Raw genomic sequence first — 17,147 nt, 5'->3', positions numbered from 1 at the left:
GGACATGACCACGATGTCATCGAACTCCACCGTGTCCGACGGTACGACTCAATCCGTTGGTTTTCTGCTGTTGGATAAATTCACACTCATTTCCCTGGCGTCCGCCGTAGAGCCACTGCGCATGGCCAATCAGTTGTCGGGGCGAGAGCTGTATCGCTGGCATACGTTCAGCCCCGGTGGAGAGCCTGTCTGGGCCAGTGACGGCGTGCCGATCACTCCGGATGCTTCGTGGAACAATCCATTAGTGGCGGACACTGTAATCGTGTGCGGTGGTGTTGGAATCCAGAGCGTGATTACCCGCGAGCACATTACCTGGCTGCAAGCCTTGGCGCGTCAATCCAGACGGTTGGGAGGTGTGTGCACCGGTAGCTGGGCGCTCGCAAAAGCCGGGCTGCTCGACGGCTACGAGTGCAGCGTGCATTGGGAATTTTTGGCCGCCATGCAGGAGGCTTTCCCACGAGTCAGCATCAGCGCGAGCCTCTTCACCCTGGACCGAAACCGCTTCACAAGCTCCGGGGGAACAGCGCCGCTGGACATGATGCTGCACCTGATTGGTCGCGATCATGGTCGTGAATTATCCGCAGCCATCTCTGAGATGTTTGTTTACGAGCGCATACGCAACGAACAGGACCATCAGCGCGTTCCGCTCAGGCATGTGTTGGGAACTCATCAGCCCAAGTTGCAGGAGATCGTTGCGTTGATGGAAGCCAATCTCGAGGAACCGATCGACCTGGATAGCCTTGCAGAATACGTTGATCTGTCACGTCGACAGCTAGAACGGCTATTTCAGAAATACCTTCACTGTACGCCGTCACGCTACTACTTAAGGTTACGTCTTATTCGAGCGCGACAACTGCTTAAGCAAACATCATTGTCGATCATTGAGTTGGCGTATGTATGCGGTTTCGTGTCCACACCACACTTTTCCAAATGCTATCGCGAGTACTTTGGTGTTCCACCCAGCGACGAGCGTTCCGGCTCTGAAATGAGTCGCAAACCGGCAACGCTTGCGACTACCCAGCACTCATCGACCAGACCGCTGACAGCGCTCGACCAGGCACGAAACGAATCGACTTTTGCCAGTGTTCGAATGATTGATCGTTCCGATTTGGCGCAATCGTGCTGATCGGCCGTCCCTGCCGCCCCATTCATCCGTAATGCCTGGGTTTACTCAATAAGATCACGCAGGAGATTTGACGTGCACATTGGTGTTCCTCTCGAAACCCAGACCGGTGAAACACGGGTTGCTGCAACCCCGGAAACCATCAAGAAGCTGATCGGCCAGGGGCATAAGGTCACTGTGCAAAGCGGCGCCGGCATTAACGCCAGCGTTGTCGACAGTGCCTATGAAGCGGCAGGCGCAATTATTGGCAGCGCCAACGATGCGTTGGGTGCCGAGCTGATTCTCAAGGTGGTCGCTCCCAGCGACAGCGAACTGACGCTGATTAAAAGCGGCACCGTTGTGGTGGGCATGCTCAACCCGTTCAGCAATGAAACCATTGCCAAGCTGGCTGAGTGCGGCATTACCGCTTTCGCATTGGAGGCCGCGCCGCGCACCTCCCGCGCTCAGAGCCTGGATGTGCTGTCTTCTCAAGCCAACATCGCCGGTTATAAAGCCGTGTTGCTGGCCGCTCACCACTATCCACGCTTCATGCCGATGCTGATGACCGCTGCGGGTACCGTGAAAGCGGCGCGCGTGCTGATTCTCGGTGCTGGCGTGGCTGGTTTGCAGGCGATCGCTACGGCGAAACGTCTGGGTGCAGTGATCGAAGCGTCTGACGTGCGTCCTGCGGTCAAAGAGCAGATCGAATCCCTCGGCGCCAAGTTCGTCGACGTGCCTTACGAAACTGATGAAGAGCGCGAATGCGCCGTGGGTGTCGGCGGTTACGCGCGCCCAATGCCCGCCAGCTGGATGCAACGTCAGGCCCTGGCCGTGCACGAACGCGCCAAGCAGGCTGACATTGTCATCACCACCGCCCTGATTCCCGGCCGCAAGGCACCGACGCTGTTGAGTGCGGAAACCGTGGCGCAGATGAAGCCGGGCTCGGTGGTCATCGACCTCGCGGCAGCCCAGGGCGGCAACTGCCCACTGACCGTGGCCGATCAGGTCGTCGTCGAGAATGGCGTGATCATTTGCGGCCCGACCAACCTGGCCGGCGCCGTCGCGGCAGACGCTTCGGCACTGTACGCGCGCAACCTGCTGGACTTCCTGAAGCTGGTCTTCAACAAAGAAGGCCAGTTCGAGATCAACCTCGAAGACGACATTGTCGCCGCGTGCCTGATGTGCCGCGACGGCCAAGTCATCCGCAAAAACGCCTAAGCAGGGATTCAGACGATGGAAGAGCTTATCTCCCCCGGTATCTACAACCTGATCATCTTCGTGCTGGCGATTTATGTCGGTTATCACGTGGTCTGGAACGTTACACCTGCACTGCACACGCCTTTGATGGCGGTGACCAACGCCATTTCGGCGATCGTGATCGTCGGCGCCATGCTGGCGGCGGCGTTGACCGTCACACCTCTGGGCAAAACCATGGGCACCCTGGCCGTGGCGCTGGCGGCGGTGAACGTATTTGGTGGCTTCCTGGTGACCCGGCGCATGCTGGAAATGTTCAAGAAAAAAGCGGCTCCGGCAAAAGCTTCGGCAGCCAAAGCCGCAGCAGCCAAGGCTGAGGTGCAGCAAGCATGAGCATGAACCTGGTTACTTCTCTGTATTTGATCGCCTCGGTCTGCTTCATCCAGGCGCTCAAGGGCCTGTCGCACCCGACCACGTCGCGCCGCGGCAACCTGTTCGGCATGCTCGGCATGGGCTTGGCGATCCTCACCACGGTCGGCCTGATCTACAAGTTGGGCACGCTCTCTTTTGCACAAGGCGGGGCCCAGGTCGGTATCGTCTACGTAATCGTCGGCCTGCTGATCGGCGGCACGGCCGGGTCGATCATGGCCAAACGCGTTGAAATGACCAAGATGCCGGAACTGGTCGCCTTCATGCACAGCATGATCGGTCTGGCCGCAGTGTTCATTGCCATCGCTGCTGTCGTCGAACCGCAATCGCTGGGCATCGTCAAGCAACTGGGTGATTCCATTCCTGCCGGTAACCGCCTGGAGCTGTTCCTCGGCGCGGCCATCGGTGCAATCACCTTCTCTGGTTCGGTGATCGCGTTCGGCAAGCTGTCGGGCAAGTACAAGTTCCGTCTGTTCCAGGGTGCACCCGTGCAGTTCGGCGGCCAGCACAAGCTGAACCTGCTGCTGGGCCTGGCGACACTGGGCCTCGGCGTGACCTTCATGCTGACCGGTAACCTGAATGCCTTCGCCCTGATGCTGGCCTTGGCCTTCGTGCTGGGCGTGCTGATCATCATCCCGATCGGCGGTGCCGATATGCCGGTGGTGGTGTCGATGCTCAACAGCTATTCCGGTTGGGCGGCGGCGGGTATCGGCTTCTCGCTGAACAACTCGATGCTGATCATCGCCGGGTCGCTGGTGGGTTCGTCCGGTGCAATCCTCTCGTACATCATGTGCAAAGCGATGAACCGCTCGTTCTTCAACGTACTGCTCGGTGGTTTCGGCAACACCGCGGATGCAGCCGGCCCTGCTGGCTCGAAAGAAGCCCGCCCGGTGAAATCCGGTTCGGCTGACGACGCGACCTTCCTGCTGACCAACGCCGACACCGTGATCATCGTGCCGGGCTACGGCCTGGCGGTAGCGCGGGCACAGCATGCGCTGAAGGAACTGACCGAGAAGCTGACTCACCGTGGCGTGACCGTGAAGTACGCGATCCACCCGGTCGCCGGTCGTATGCCTGGCCACATGAACGTCTTGCTGGCCGAGGCCGAAGTGCCTTACGACCAGGTGTTCGAGATGGAAGACATCAACTCCGAGTTTGGCCAAGCCGACGTGGTGCTGGTGCTGGGCGCCAACGACGTGGTCAACCCGGCCGCGAAGAACGATCCGAAATCGCCAATTGCCGGCATGCCGATTCTCGAAGCGTTCAAGGCCAAGACCATCATCGTCAACAAGCGCTCGATGGCCAGCGGCTATGCCGGCCTGGACAACGAGCTGTTCTACCTGGACAAGACCATGATGGTCTTCGGCGACGCGAAGAAGGTCATCGAAGACATGGTCAAAGCCGTCGAGTAAGCATCAAACCAAAGTGACGGCGCCGCAGACTAAAGGGACTCTGCGGTTTTCAATCACTCCATCAACCAGAGTTGACGTAGCCCCCCCGCACCATTTTCAGCCCAATTCACTTTCCCGGATGAGCTTCTTGTTAATCTTCCCAACGCTGGTTTTAGGAATCTCGGCGACGAACTTGAACTGCTTGGGAATCGCCCATTTATTGATCCGGCCATGCTCGACAAACCCTTGAAGGTGCGTCTCCAGGATCTTGCGGTCGAGATACTGCCCAGGCTCGCACACCACCAGCGCCATCGGCCGTTCGCCCCATTGCTCATCGGCGATACCCACCACCGCGACCGACATCACGGCTGGGTGTTCGCTGATCAGGCTCTCCAGTTCCAGGGAGCTGATCCACTCCCCGCCCGTCTTGATCACATCCTTGATGCGATCCTTGATTTCCACTCCACCCAACGCGTCGATAGAGGCCATGTCGCCGGTGTGCAGCCAGCCGTTGTGCCACAACTCGGCGCCCTTTTCGGGCTCCTTCAAATAGCCTTGGGTCAGCCAGGGTGCGCGCACCACAATCTCGCCCATGGACTCGCCGTCATGAGCAACGTCATTGCCATTGGCATCGATGATTTTCAGGTCGACCATCGGCACAGGCGTGCCCGTCTTGATGCGGGTGGCCAGTTGGGTTTGCGTGGATTGATCGAGGTCTTCGTCGCGCAGGTAAGTCAGGCACAGCAACGGGCAGGTTTCCGACATGCCGTAACCGCTGTGCACCTGAATCCCTTTGGCGCTCGCTTCGCTGGCAATACCTAATGTCAGCGAGCTGCCGCCCAGGAGCATTTTCCAGCCATCGAAACGAGTCCGTTGCGCTTCCTCGCAGTTCAGGATCATTTGCAGAATGGTCGGCACACAATGGGAGAACGTAACTTTCTCCTCTCGATACAACCTGACCAGGCTGTTGGATTCGTAGCGTCCGGGGTACACCTGCTTGATCCCCATCAGGGTGGCGACGTAGGGCACACCCCAGGCATGCACGTGAAACATCGGTGTGATCGGCATGTAGACATCATCGGAGCGCAGCAGCGGCAACCCCTGATAGACGCCCAACGTGCCGACGGCATTCAAGGTGTGCAAGACCAATTGGCGGTGGGTGAAATACACGCCTTTAGGGGCGCCAGTGGTACCCGTGGTGTAGAAAAGGGTCGCGACGGAGTTTTCATCGAAATCGGGAAAGTCGTACTGGTCGGCCGACCCCACCAACAGGTTTTCATATTCCCCCAGCACCGGTAGCGACGTGTGAGTGGCTGTGTCGTCCGTAAGCTGCAGGTAACCTTTGACGGTTTTGAGCTGCCCCTGAATCTGTTCAACCAGAGGCAGAAAATCGTCATGCACCAGCACCAGGTCGTCCTCGGCGTGGTTCATGGTGTAGAGCACCTGATCCGGCGAAAGACGGATGTTCACGGTGTGCAGCACCGCGCCGATCATCGGTACGGCAAAGAAGCATTCCAGGTAGCGATGGCTGTCCCAGTCGAGCAGGGCCACCGTATCCCCGGCCTTGACGCCGGCAGCGGTCAAGGCGTTGGCCAGCCGGCGGATCCGCTGGTTGAGCGTCTGGTAGCTGTAGCGCAGTTTGTCGGCATACACGATTTCCCGGCCCGGCTCGTAGCGCACGCCGGACAGCAACAATTGCTTGATCAGCAAGGGATAGGCGTAGGCGCCGTCAGCGGGCGGAATTATTTTTGTCGCCATCATGGTTGGGAGTCCTTGTTCTTTCGATCAGAAGTGCGCTGCGTCCAGTTCGTAGAGGCATTCGCTGCCAGCCTTGGCCGACGCGCTTAACGAATGGATACGCGGCAGCAGACGGGCGAAGTAGAAGCGCGCGGTGGCCAGTTTGCTGGCGTAGAAATCGTCTTTTGAATGCGTGCTCATGGCGGCCTTGGCCATTCGCGCCCACATGTAGGCGTACGCGGTGTAGCCGAACACGTGCAGGTACTCGACCGAAGCCGCGCCGATTTCATTCGGGTTGTTCTGGGCTCGGTCCATCAGCCATGCGGTCAGTTCGTCGAGGGTGTCGACGGCGGCGTTCAACGGTTTGGTGAACTCGCCGAGGTCAGCGCAGGCATTGGCGGTAAAGTTGCGGATTTCCGAAGCGAACAGCCGGAACAGCGCCCCGCCGCTGCCGACGATTTTGCGCCCGGCCAGGTCCAGTGACTGGATGCCGTTGGTGCCTTCGTAGATCTGGGTGATGCGCACGTCGCGAACCAATTGCTCCTGGCCCCATTCGCGGATATAACCATGGCCGCCGAAGATCTGCTGGCCATGCACCGTGGTTTCCAGCCCCATGTCGGTGAGGAACGCCTTGGCCACCGGGGTCAGCAGCGACACCAGCTCCTGGGCGCGGGTGCGGGTTGCCGCGTCATCGCTGTACTTGGCGGTATCCAGTTGCAGGGCGACGTAGCTGGAGAACGCCCGCCCGCCTTCGTTCAAGGCCTTCATGGTCAACAGCATCCGCCGTACATCCGGGTGAACGATGATCGGATCGGCTGCTTTTTCCTTGTTCTGTGCGCCCGTCGGCGAACGGCTTTGCAGGCGATCACGGGCATATTCGACGGCGTTCTGGTACGAACGCTCACCCAGCGCCAGGCCCTGGATACCCACGCCCAGACGTTCGTAGTTCATCATGGTGAACATCGCCGCCAGCCCCTTGTTCGGCGCATCGATGATCCAGCCGGTCGCCCCGTCAAAGTTCATCACGCACGTGGCGGAGGCCTTGATGCCCATCTTGTGCTCGATGGAACCGCAGGACAGCGCGTTGTGCTCACCCAGCGAGCCATCGTCATTGACCAGCACCTTGGGCACCAGAAACAACGAAATCCCCTTGGGTCCGGCGGGTGCATCCGGTAACCGCGCCAGTACCAGATGGATAATGTTTTCAGTCAGGTCGTGCTCGCCGCCGGTGATGAAAATCTTGCTGCCGCTGATCTTGAAACTGCCGTCGGCCTGAGGTTCGGCTCGGGTGCGAATCAGGCCCAGGTCCGTGCCGGCATGCGCCTCGGTCAGGCACATTGAGCCGGTCCAGGCGCCAGCGTACATGTTCGGCAGATAGCGTTCCTTGAGTTCCTGACTGGCGTGGGCATTGATCGACAGGCACGCACCGGCGGTCAGCATCGGGTACAGGCCGAACGATAGACTGGCCGAGTTGACCATCTCCTCGACCTGAGCCGAAATGGCCTTGGGCATGCCCATGCCACCGAACTGCGGATCACCGCCAACACCCACCCAACCACCTTCGGCGAAGGCCTGATAAGCCGCGACAAAACCGTCCGGTGCCTGGACCGCGCCGTTGCTCCAGGTGCAGCCTTGTTCATCACTGCTGCGGTTCAGCGTTGCGATAACTTCGCCACTGATTTTGCCAGCCTCTTCAAGGATCGCGGCGGCCGTTTCTTCATCGATCACTTCGGCCAGGCCAGGCAATTGGGCCCATAGCCGGGACACCTGGAAGACTTCGTTGAGTACGAAGCGCATATCGCGCAAAGGAGCTTTGTAATCAGACATCGTTGGCTTACTCGGAAGTGGTCAGGGCATGCGGCATGCCCTGGCGTTGGGATGTGCCGGTTGCACCGGCTTGTGCCACGTGGGCTTGCGAAACGGGGTGACGCAGCAGGAAGTAAGACAGGGCAGGAATCAGCACCAGCGCGCCGAGCATGTTCCACAGGAACATGAAGGTCAGCAGGATGCCCATGTCAGCCTGGAACTTGATCGGCGACCAGACCCAGCACACCACGCCGGCCGCCAGGGTGATGCCCACCAGGCCCACGACCCGGCCGGTAAACGACACGGCGTTGCGGTAAGCCTGAGACAGCGGCAGGCCCTGGCGCTGGTAATGCAACTGCACGCTGAGCAGGTACAACGCGTAATCCACGCCGATGCCCACGCCCAATGCGATCACCGGCAGGGTCGCGACTTTCACGCCAATACCCATGACCACCATCAACGCTTCGCAGAGGATCGACGTCAGCACCAGTGGCAGCAGGGCGACCAGCGTCGCGCGCCAACTGCGGAAGGTGATCAGGCAGAACAACGTCACCGCCGCATAGACGTACAACAGCATCGTGCGATTGGCCTCGCGCACCACAATGTTGGTCGCCGCCTCAATCCCGGCCGACCCGGCCGCCAGCAGAAACTGTCGATCTTCGCTGTTGTTCTCCCGGGCGAATTTTTCGGCGATGCCCACCACGGCATCCAGCGTCTCGGCCTTGTGGTCCTTGAGAAAAGTGATCACCGGCATCAGCGAACAATCGGTGTTGAACAACTCCGGGGAGTTGACCGAGGCTTGCTGCGCGGCATAGTTCAGCACGTCCTGATTGCGCTGGATGCTGTTGAGCTTGGGGTTGCCTTCATAGGTGCCGGCGGTGATTTGGCGCACCGCGTTGACCAACGAAGCCGTCGCCTGTACGCCCGGATACTGCTGCAGCTCCCAGGCCAAACGGTCGGCGAGGACCAGCGTCTTGTAGTTCAAGCAGCCTTCCGGTGCGGTCTTGATCATCACCGCGAACAGGTCGCTGGACAGCGCGTAGTGGCTGGTGATGTAGGCGTTGTCACGGTTATAGCGAGAGTCGGCACGCAACTCCGGCGCGCCACTTTCCAGGTCGCCGATCTTCAGTTGCAGGCTGACCATGAAGCCGCCGATGCCCATCAATACCGCGACCAATACCGCCCCCATGGCCCATTTGGCCGTGGTGAAGCGGTCGAGCAAGTCCCACAGTTTGCCGAAGCCTTTGTGCCCTTCTGCGCGCGTGTCGATTTTCAGCGCACGCTCGGCAGCCTTGGCCCCGACGCCGACATAGGACAGCGCCACCGGCATCAGTAATAGCGAGGTAAAAATCAGCACCGCCACACCGATGCTGGCGGTGATCGCCAGGTCTCGAATCACCGGAATATCGATCAGCATCAGCACCGCGAATCCGACGGCGTCGGCCAGCAGCGCGGTGACACCGGCAATGAACAGACGGCGGAAGGTGTAGCGTGCGGCGATGAGTTTGTGGGTGCCGCGGGCGATGTCTTGCATGATCCCGTTCATCTTCTGCGCCGCATGGGACACACCGATGGCGAAAATCAGAAAAGGCACCAGCACCGAGTACGGGTCGATTGCATAGCCGAGCCAGGCGACGATGCCGAGTTGCCAGACCACCGCGATCAACGAGCAACCGACTACCAGCAAGGTGCTGCGAACGCATCGGGTGTAGGCGTAAATGATGATCAGCGAAGTGACCACCGCCAGGCCGAAGAACATCATCACCTGAATCAGCCCGTCGATCAGGTCGCCCATCAGCTTGGCGAAACCAATCACCCGGACTTTGTACTGGCCCTTGCCCTCCTCCCCGGCCTTGCGTGCAGCGCTGTCGTCGGCGAATTCGATCTTGTCGCGCAACTGCTCTTCGAGCATCTGCGAAAAGGCGTGGTAGTCGATGCGCTGACCGCTGGCCGTGGCCTTGTCCAGCAGCGGCACGATCAGCATGCTCGATTTGTAGTCGCTGGCCACCAGACTGCCGACGATACCAGCGCGGGAAATGTTCTGGCGCAGCTGTTCTATTTGCTCAGGCTTGCCCTCATAGGTATCGGGCATCACCGGGCCACCCTGGAAACCTTCCTCGGTGACTTCGGTCCAGCGCACCGCCGGGCTCCACAACGACTTCATCCAGGCGCGGTCGACGCCTTCGGTGAGGAACAATTTGTCATTGACCTGCTTGAGCACGTCCAGGTAGCTGGGGTCGAAAATATCGCCCTGAGTGTTCTCCACCACCACCCGCACCGAGTTGCCCAAACCGCGCAACGACTGGCGGTTTTCCAGGAAGTTCTGGATGTACGGCTGACTCTGCGGAATCATTTTCTCGAAGCTGGGACGCAGCTCCAGGCGCGTCGCGGCCATGTAGCCCAACACCACGGTGGCCAGCGCCATCAGCAGCATGAACAGCGGACGGTAGTTGAACACCAGCCGCTCCAGCCGATTGCCGGATTGGCGGTCGAAGTCCCGCAGATCGCGGATCACCGGCATGGTTTCTTGTTTGATATGGCCCATGTCTGGGTTCTCGCTCTAAGGGTTCGAGGGCTTATTCAACGGACAACGTCCGTGCACCACGGCTGCCAACCACCACCAGCGCACCGTCGGCGGCGCGCGTGACGCCCGTCACCGGGACCGGCTCGGCTTGCTGCACCCAGTGCATTTGCGCACCGGCGCCCTGGCTCACCAGCATCTGCCCGCCCTGAGTAAACAAGCGGTAATCACCCTGCGCATCGACGATGCCGGCGGTGATGCTGACGTGCAGGCCACTTTTCTGCGGGGTCCAGCTGAGACCGCCATCGGTGCTGCGTAGCACATTGCCGCGCAAGCCGTAGACGAGCGCTTCCCCAGGTTTGCCGAGCACACCGAAAAAACTGCCCTGATAAGGTGTCTGCACGGCGGCGAAGCGCTGTTTTGCGTCATCCCATTTGAGCAACAGGCCCTGCTCGCCGGCGATGTACAGCGCATCACCGGTGGAGGCGATGGCGTTGAGGTGATAGCCCTGCGGGTTGTCGGTGCGGTCCTGGAACGGCGTCCAGCTCTGGCCGCCATCCTCGGTGCGCAGGATCAGGTTAAACACCCCGACCACATAGCCGAGGCGGTCGTTGGCGAACCAGACATCGAGCAAGGGTTTATCGGCACCCTGCGCCACCAGGCGCTCCCCTTCGGCGACCAGCAGCGGCCATTGTTCGTTGCCAGGTTCTGCACGGGCCAACGCCTGGTAATGCTTGACCAGCAAGGCCCCGATCTCGCGGCCGTCCAGTTGCTTGCGCCAGGTCGCACCCGCATCGTTGCTGTGCAACACCACGCCATCGTTACCCACCGCCCAGCCCTGGGTGGTGGTCGGAAAACTCACCGCAGTAAGGTCGGCACTGGCCGGCACAGCGGCCTGCTGCCAGTGCTGACCGGAATCATCGGAAAACAGAATATGGCCACGCTGACCGACGGCGATCACGCGCTCACCGGCGCGGCCCATACCGGACAACGGACTGTTGACGGCCAAAGTGCTGACCCTGACAGGCAGGTCCAGCACATCGACGTAGTCGGCTGCGTGGGTGATGCCCTGCAACACGCCAAGCACAACGCCAAACGCCAGCTGCAAACAATTTTTATACGAACACATACCGCGTCCTCTTCGGAAAACCGCGCCGGGACACACGTCCGTGTGCCTGACGTTGAAACCTCGCGCCCGCTCGCTCCCACCGCCTCGTGAGCAGTGAGTCGAGCGAGCGTTTTTGCGGTTGGCTCAGCGAATACCGGCGCCGGCCAGGGACTCCGACGACCACTGCGCCTTGGAGAGCGGGTCGATGTACTTGATGCCGCCGTAAGGGCCGACCACACCGTTAATGTTGTAGGTGCCGCCGACCAGGTCGTAGATCATGAACGGCGTGGAGTCCGGCACCTGCTTGTCATAGCTCTGGCTGAGGAAGGCGAAGGAACCGCGATAGAGCTGGCCACGGGCGTCGTATTGATCCGAAGCCAGAGCGGTCCAACTGTCTTCGTCGAGGTAGAAGCGGCGCTTGGCGTAGATGTGGCGAGCACCGGACTTGAGGGTGCCTTCGACGACCCACACGCGGTGTTTTTCCCAGCGCACGAAGTCCGGCGCGAGGTGATTGGCGGTGGTCAGCGACTTCGGATCCTGGACGTAGGTCAGCTTGTAGGTGTTGTAAGGCACGATCATTTCCTGCTTGCCCACCAGCTTCCAGTCATAGCGATCCAGCGCCCCGTTGAACACGAACACGTCATCGTAGGTGCCCGCGCCGGCGGTGCCAGGGTTCGGCGTGTCGTAGGCCAGGTTTGGCGCCAGTTTCACCCGGCGCTGGCCCGGCAAGTACTGCCAGGCGCGACGCGGTTGCTGCAACGGGTTGGCGGCGTCCTTGAGCATGATCGCTTCACCGGCCCGGCGCGCTGGGCCGGTGTAAGAGAGCTTCATCTGGTAGTACACATCGGCGCTGCTGATCGGCTGCGTCAGGTTTTCGTAGATCGGATAGGAAATGAACGCCTGCCCGGTGATCGCCAGGCTCGCAATACCAGCGGAATCGACGTTCCACGAGTCGTACTTGGTGTTGATGCTCACGCCCTGATAACGCAACAGGAAGTTCCACATCGCTTCGTTGCCCGACTGCGGGATCGGGAACGGTGCGCCCGGCAGCACGTTGTCGATGGCCAGTCCACCTTCGAGCGACTTGGCGCCGCTGGCGTTCTTCACACCGTTATCCAAGATGGCTTGGGGCAGCGAGACGGTGCGGTGAGTCGGGAACACATCGACACGGAAAGTCGGGAAGCGCTTGGCCAGTTCGACCGTGGTGGCGCTGAGCATATTCTTGTACTTATCGACGTTTTTGCCGTCGATCACCAGCAGCGGTTTTTCGTTGGCGAACGGGTCCGGACGCATGCTGTCGCCGGCTTTGAAACTGGCCGGTGCCGTGGTCAGGCCACCGTTGTAGGCGGGGATGGAACCATCAGCGTTCCCGGCCTTTTCGGCGCCCACCAAGGTCAGGCTGCTGCCGAGTTTCGCAACGTCCTGGGGTGAAACAGCGGCCTGTGCCTGGGCGGCAAGGACCATGGCCAGTGAAGCGGCCAACACGGTTTTGGCGAATTTCATCTTGTTATTCTCCTGCTTGCATTGAGCAAATCAGTGGTGAATCAAAAAGTGGTTTTCATCGTCAGGTATACGGCGCCACGGTCCTCAGTCGTTGCACCACCACCGGAGAAGGCCGAGTAGCCACCGGCGTAACAGGCGTAGTTTTCATTGCCGCTAAAGGCATTGGGTGTGGAGCCGTCGCCGCTGCCGGCATTGGCCGCGCCGGTACTCAGACCGCTGGCGTCGCACTTGTCGGTCTTGCCGAAGGAGTCCACGTACTTCAGATCAACGAAGTATTTGTTGTACACAACGGCGCCGAGGCCGATGGCGTAGTTACCGGTGTCTTTGGCACCGCCACCGGACACCGGTGAGACGCCGTCGAGACCGACGTTGATGGACATCGGCGCGTTGAGGTCGACACCGGGAAACACCTGGTACCAGGTCGGTGTGAAGTTGACCGCGATGCCCCAGTTGTCCCGGGTCGGCTGGTCGATGCCGCGATAGGTGTCCTTGCCCTTGTAGAGCGCCTCGTTCTTGCTATCGAGCTTGAGCAGGTTGCTGTAATACAGCTCGCCAAGCAGGGTTGCCGAATCGAACACAGGCGTTTTGGCAATGGTCATCAGACCGTTGAGCGTCCAGTGCAAGGTGTCGCCGGTGGCGGCCATGCTGTCGCCCTTTTGCGGGGTGTCGTAGACCACACCGGTGGCGGCCGTGCGGGCCGGCAACAGACCGAGGCCGGCGCCCAAACCCAGCGGACTGTTAGTGCTGACAATCGCCGGAATACTGGCCAGCGGCATGTTGTGGCGAATGTTCAGGTCCGAACCCACACTCACCCCGCCAACGTCCTTGGACAGGCTCAGGCCAACGATCTTGATGTTGTCGGCATAGGCCATTTGATAGGTGGCGGTGCTCAGCGAGTTGAGCGTATTGACCACTGCAGGCACTTGCCCTGCCGGCGGGGTGCCGTTGGGGTTGGCCGAACTCAGGCCTCTGGCATCCAGCCAGGCTTGCGGCAGGATTTCCGAGGTTTCGCGGTAGTAAACGCCGAGGGTGCCATCCAGCCAGGCCGGCGACCACTTGGCCATAACGCCCCAGTCACCGCGCTTGTCCGGCGTCAGGTCATGCCCACGACGCACGTTGGTCAAGCCGTTGCACGGCGCCAGGCCACAACCCAGCGGACTGCCAGGCACCACGCCATTGGTGTTGCCCAGCAGGAACGACTGCGCACCGAAACCGACCAGATCGGAACCACCGTAATAAGTGCCGGCTTCCGGCAGGCGCGCGGCGTCCCAATCGAGGAAATACTGGGCGCCCACGGTCAGTTCGGGATTGACCGTGAATGACATCGACAGCTGATTACGCGGAACGAACAGTTCCTTCGCTTCAGTGCCCGGCGAGGCGGCCAGTTTGGCCAGGTCCAGTCCGGATTGGCCGTAACTGATCGAGTGCACCGGGTTGAGAATGGTCTCGCCCCAGAACACGTTGTGCTGTCCGGCCTTGACGCTCAGCAGCGACTCCTCGCCCACTTCGGTGCTGTAGAACACGAAGGCATCGAGGATTTCACCGGAAGGACCGGTGTAGTAACGCTGGGCATAGTTGCTCAGGTGCGGGCTACCGTTGCCGACATTGTCGCCGGTGACCCCGGCCAGTCGTGGGTCGTTGGCGACCAGCCCCGACCTTGCGTCGTTGCCATTGACGAACGGGTTGGAATTGGAACCAGTGTTCTCGTAGGCCTTGTCGTACCAACTGGCGGCGCTGACACGAAAACCCATGTGGTTCTGGTAGACCACATCCATCTCGGTCAACAGGTCAACACGGTTGGTGATGTTGGTCCCGGCCTTGCGGAAGTTGTAGTCGCCGTCGTTGTTGTTCGGCGTTGCCAGCATGCGTTTGTCGGCGCTTTCGGTGCGTACGCCGTAGTTGTACTTCACGGTGTTATCAAGACGCACGGTCCAGTCAGGGTTACCTGTGGCGAGCTCGACCGCCTGCGCGACCGGCACGGCTGCGGCCAGAATGGCCGAGGCCAACAAGGTGTAACGCGAGGGTGCGAACCCGTGACTCTTATTGTTGTGCATTGCGTTGTCTCCGCCTTTTTGTATTTGTTTTAAGCGCAGCCGCCCTCGCGCAACCCCTTGTTCCAGGGGTTTACGTTTTCAGGAGTGAGGGCAAATGCCGGATGGCGCGGGCCAACCGGCGCCTGAACTAGCGATCCAGCTCGAGGATGAGTGCTTCGGCGTGTGGCCAGCGCCCATACCCGGCAGCAGGATTGAGATGACCGACTTCACCGAGATTGAGCAGTTCGCTGCCCCAGCCTTCGGCCATGCGCGTGGCGGCGTCCAGGCTGGCGAGGTGGTCGTTGGTACTGGCGGCCACCAGGCTGCGGAACGGCAACCGGCCTTTGGGTAGAGGGTCCCAACCCTGGGTACGCAGGGTTTCAGCGCAGGGGTAGCCTTGCGGCCATTGGGCATCAAGGTCCGGCGGAGCGGCCAGCAGCGCGCCTTTGATCGGCCGACTGTGCCGCGCAGCCCAGTGCGCAACCATCAACACGCCGGCGCTGTGAGCGACCAGAATCACCGGCCCGTCGATCTGTTCCAATTCATGCTGAATCGCTTCGACCCGCTTGCTGCAATCGAGTTTGTCGGTGTCCAGCGGCGGCACACTGCGCACTTTGCACAGCCTGGTTTCCAGCAACGTTTGCCAATGTTCGGCAACGTGCTCGCGCAGACCCGGTACGATCAGAACGGTTGCGGCAGTTTGCAGTTTGTCCACGTCAACACCTTCGCTTTCTCGATGACTCGACTGGCTCTATTCGCCAGGGGCTTTTTGTAGGACTGACATTAAAGAGCGCTCGCCCGAGGCGCTTTTCATTGGACGTCAGGCACTTTTCTTTTCATGACAAATTTCCAGGTGTTGGCGCGCAGCGACCATTGGTCGAATATCCCCGCAGGTTCTCTACAGCTCACTGTAATCAATGGGTGAGCGTCGATTGCTGCACAACGACGGTGTGATTTTGGACAGCATTGGGCGAGCGCCCTCGACAACGTCACAACTGTTCAATTGTTGATGTGCTGGATATAGTCGCCACGCAAATTTGAATCGCATCCGGCCCAGGAAAGACCTTCGCATGCCCAAGCTTGTTCGCGCCGCCGTCTTGACCAACTACCTGGAGGTCACTCAGTACCTGGGGTTCAACCCGCGCGATGTACTGGCCGGCGTCGGTTTGAGCAAAGCCAAGCTGCAAGCCCCTGAACATCGCATTCCCATCGATGCCGCCGTGCGTCTGCTGGAGGATTCAGCCGTCGCCAGTGGCTGCCAGAGTTTCGGCCTGAGCATGGCCGAGTCGCGCCAGCTCTCGGACTTCGGCGTGGTCAGTCTGCTGCTCAGCCACCAGCGTACGCTGCGTGATACGTTGCAAGTGCTGGTGCACTACCGGCATCTGATGAACGATTCGCTGGCCCTCTTCATCGAGGAGGCTGGCAAGATGGTGATCATTCGCGAAGAGGTGGTCACCGAGTCGCCGATGCCCTGCCGACAAGCCAATGAACTGGCCATCGGCGTGATGTTCCGCCTGTGCGCCGCCCTGCTCGGCGCACACTGGCATCCCTACAGTGTCAACTTCACGCACCAGCCTCCCGACAACCTGCAACTGCATCGCCGTCTGTTCGGCTGCAAACTGGAGTTCGGCAGCGAGTTCAATGGCATTGTCTGTCCCAATGCCAGCCTCGACATGACCAACCCGCATGCCGACCCGGCCATGGCGCGCTACGCCCAGAGTTACCTCGACTCGCTGCTGAACCACGAAGGCCCTTCGATGCTGTTCGAGGTGCGCAAAGCCATTTACCTGTTGTTGCCGATGGGACGCGCCACCATCGAGCAGATCGCCCAGACCCAGGGCATGAACGTTCGGACCCTGCAACGACGCCTCAAAGACGACGGCTGCGCCTTCAACGACCTGATCAACGACGTGCGCCGCGACCTGGTGTTGCGCTACCTGGAAAACCCGAATTACTCGTTGGGCCGGATCGCTGACATGCTCGGCTACTCCATGGCGAGTTCCTTCACACGCTGGTTCATCACCCAGTTCGGTATGCCGCCGGCGGCTTGGCGCAGCGCGCAAAAACAACCCAAGGCACCCAGCGAACCGAGCACCCTGCCCGGCTCCTCGGCCCCCTGAATCGACTGAAAGGGACGCAAAAAAAATGGCGACTGCTGGTACAGTCGCCGCAAAAAAACCGGTGTTTATAGCACCGGCCGAGGAGTCAACCGCAGTGCGGCCCTGTAGCAGCTGCCGAGCCCGCGAGGCTGCGTTCGGCTGCGTAGCAGTCGTAAAAACAAGATGCACGGGTTTCCTGATGCACCCTTATCGTTTGAATTCAC

The 17,147-nt window shown here is 60.4% G+C and carries 12 protein-coding genes; 5 read left to right on the top strand and 7 right to left on the bottom strand.

Going from position 1 to position 17,147, the window contains the following annotated elements; genetic code table 11:
- Positions 1-13: 13 nt before the first annotated feature.
- From ACSQ87_RS12280 to ACSQ87_RS12265, 4 genes are all read left to right on the top strand, one after another.
- Positions 14-1,126: a GlxA family transcriptional regulator gene (locus ACSQ87_RS12280; RefSeq protein WP_411741498.1), complete on the top strand. Its 1,113-nt coding sequence runs from the start codon at positions 14-16 to the stop codon at positions 1,124-1,126.
- Between the two features lie 72 nt (positions 1,127-1,198).
- Positions 1,199-2,320, top strand: coding sequence for a Re/Si-specific NAD(P)(+) transhydrogenase subunit alpha (locus ACSQ87_RS12275; RefSeq protein WP_223431503.1), 1,122 nt, complete (start codon positions 1,199-1,201; stop codon positions 2,318-2,320).
- A gap of 15 nt (positions 2,321-2,335) precedes the next feature.
- Positions 2,336-2,689, top strand: coding sequence for an NAD(P) transhydrogenase subunit alpha (locus ACSQ87_RS12270; protein WP_223431502.1), 354 nt, complete (start codon positions 2,336-2,338; stop codon positions 2,687-2,689).
- Positions 2,686-4,137: an NAD(P)(+) transhydrogenase (Re/Si-specific) subunit beta gene (locus ACSQ87_RS12265; protein WP_223431501.1), complete on the top strand. Its 1,452-nt coding sequence runs from the start codon at positions 2,686-2,688 to the stop codon at positions 4,135-4,137. Before ACSQ87_RS12270 ends, ACSQ87_RS12265 begins: the two co-directional genes overlap by 4 nt.
- A gap of 96 nt (positions 4,138-4,233) precedes the next feature.
- Here the strand turns inward: ACSQ87_RS12265 and ACSQ87_RS12260 are convergent, their stop codons facing one another.
- The 7 genes from ACSQ87_RS12260 to ACSQ87_RS12230 form a co-directional block, all read right to left on the bottom strand.
- Positions 4,234-5,877 carry a fatty acid--CoA ligase gene (locus ACSQ87_RS12260; protein WP_223431500.1) on the bottom strand — a complete coding sequence of 548 codons (1,644 nt, stop codon included), beginning with the start codon at positions 5,875-5,877 and terminating at the stop codon, positions 4,234-4,236.
- Positions 5,878-5,901: 24 nt separating this feature from the next.
- Positions 5,902-7,680 (bottom strand): acyl-CoA dehydrogenase C-terminal domain-containing protein, encoded by a 1,779-nt coding sequence (locus tag ACSQ87_RS12255; RefSeq protein ID WP_223431499.1) that lies wholly within the window; start codon positions 7,678-7,680, stop codon positions 5,902-5,904.
- Positions 7,681-7,687: 7 nt separating this feature from the next.
- Positions 7,688-10,204 carry an efflux RND transporter permease subunit gene (locus tag ACSQ87_RS12250; RefSeq protein WP_223431498.1) on the bottom strand — a complete coding sequence of 839 codons (2,517 nt, stop codon included), beginning with the start codon at positions 10,202-10,204 and terminating at the stop codon, positions 7,688-7,690.
- 31 nt (positions 10,205-10,235) lie between these two features.
- Positions 10,236-11,309 (bottom strand): WD40/YVTN/BNR-like repeat-containing protein, encoded by a 1,074-nt coding sequence (locus tag ACSQ87_RS12245; protein WP_223431497.1) that lies wholly within the window; start codon positions 11,307-11,309, stop codon positions 10,236-10,238.
- 123 nt (positions 11,310-11,432) lie between these two features.
- The gene (locus ACSQ87_RS12240) at positions 11,433-12,791 is read right to left on the bottom strand and encodes a DUF1329 domain-containing protein (RefSeq protein WP_223431496.1); all 1,359 of its coding nucleotides are present in this window, start codon (positions 12,789-12,791) and stop codon (positions 11,433-11,435) included.
- Between the two features lie 41 nt (positions 12,792-12,832).
- Complete coding sequence (locus tag ACSQ87_RS12235; protein ID WP_223431495.1) at positions 12,833-14,845, bottom strand: DUF1302 domain-containing protein; 2,013 nt, start codon at positions 14,843-14,845, stop codon at positions 12,833-12,835.
- A 127-nt stretch (positions 14,846-14,972) separates the two neighbouring features.
- The gene (locus tag ACSQ87_RS12230; protein ID WP_223431494.1) at positions 14,973-15,539 is read right to left on the bottom strand and encodes an RBBP9/YdeN family alpha/beta hydrolase; all 567 of its coding nucleotides are present in this window, start codon (positions 15,537-15,539) and stop codon (positions 14,973-14,975) included.
- A 355-nt stretch (positions 15,540-15,894) separates the two neighbouring features.
- Between ACSQ87_RS12230 and ACSQ87_RS12225 the strand changes: the two genes are divergently transcribed.
- Complete coding sequence (locus ACSQ87_RS12225) at positions 15,895-16,944, top strand: AraC family transcriptional regulator (protein ID WP_223431493.1); 1,050 nt, start codon at positions 15,895-15,897, stop codon at positions 16,942-16,944.
- Positions 16,945-17,147: the final 203 nt, after the last annotated feature.

It is taken from the genome of Pseudomonas sp. LjRoot277 (genome assembly GCF_964253845.1).
Classification (GTDB): Bacteria; Pseudomonadota; Gammaproteobacteria; order Pseudomonadales; family Pseudomonadaceae; genus Aquipseudomonas.
Note: the sequence above shows the minus strand (reverse complement) of the source record. Positions and strands in the feature narration are given on the sequence as shown.

Bases quoted from the DNA above. Each gene is read 5' to 3' on its own strand.
- ACSQ87_RS12225 (WP_223431493.1), top strand. From the start codon at position 15,895: ATGCCCAAGCTTGTTCGCGCCGCCGTCTTGACCAACTACCTGGAGGTC.
- ACSQ87_RS12240 (WP_223431496.1), bottom strand. From the start codon at position 12,791: ATGAAATTCGCCAAAACCGTGTTGGCCGCTTCACTGGCCATGGTCCTT.
- ACSQ87_RS12270 (WP_223431502.1), top strand. From the start codon at position 2,336: ATGGAAGAGCTTATCTCCCCCGGTATCTACAACCTGATCATCTTCGTG.
- ACSQ87_RS12245 (WP_223431497.1), bottom strand. From the start codon at position 11,309: ATGTGTTCGTATAAAAATTGTTTGCAGCTGGCGTTTGGCGTTGTGCTT.
- ACSQ87_RS12235 (WP_223431495.1), bottom strand. From the start codon at position 14,845: ATGCACAACAATAAGAGTCACGGGTTCGCACCCTCGCGTTACACCTTG.
- ACSQ87_RS12260 (WP_223431500.1), bottom strand. From the start codon at position 5,877: ATGATGGCGACAAAAATAATTCCGCCCGCTGACGGCGCCTACGCCTAT.
- ACSQ87_RS12250 (WP_223431498.1), bottom strand. From the start codon at position 10,204: ATGGGCCATATCAAACAAGAAACCATGCCGGTGATCCGCGATCTGCGG.
- ACSQ87_RS12280 (WP_411741498.1), top strand. From the start codon at position 14: ATGTCATCGAACTCCACCGTGTCCGACGGTACGACTCAATCCGTTGGT.
- ACSQ87_RS12265 (WP_223431501.1), top strand. From the start codon at position 2,686: ATGAGCATGAACCTGGTTACTTCTCTGTATTTGATCGCCTCGGTCTGC.
- ACSQ87_RS12255 (WP_223431499.1), bottom strand. From the start codon at position 7,680: ATGTCTGATTACAAAGCTCCTTTGCGCGATATGCGCTTCGTACTCAAC.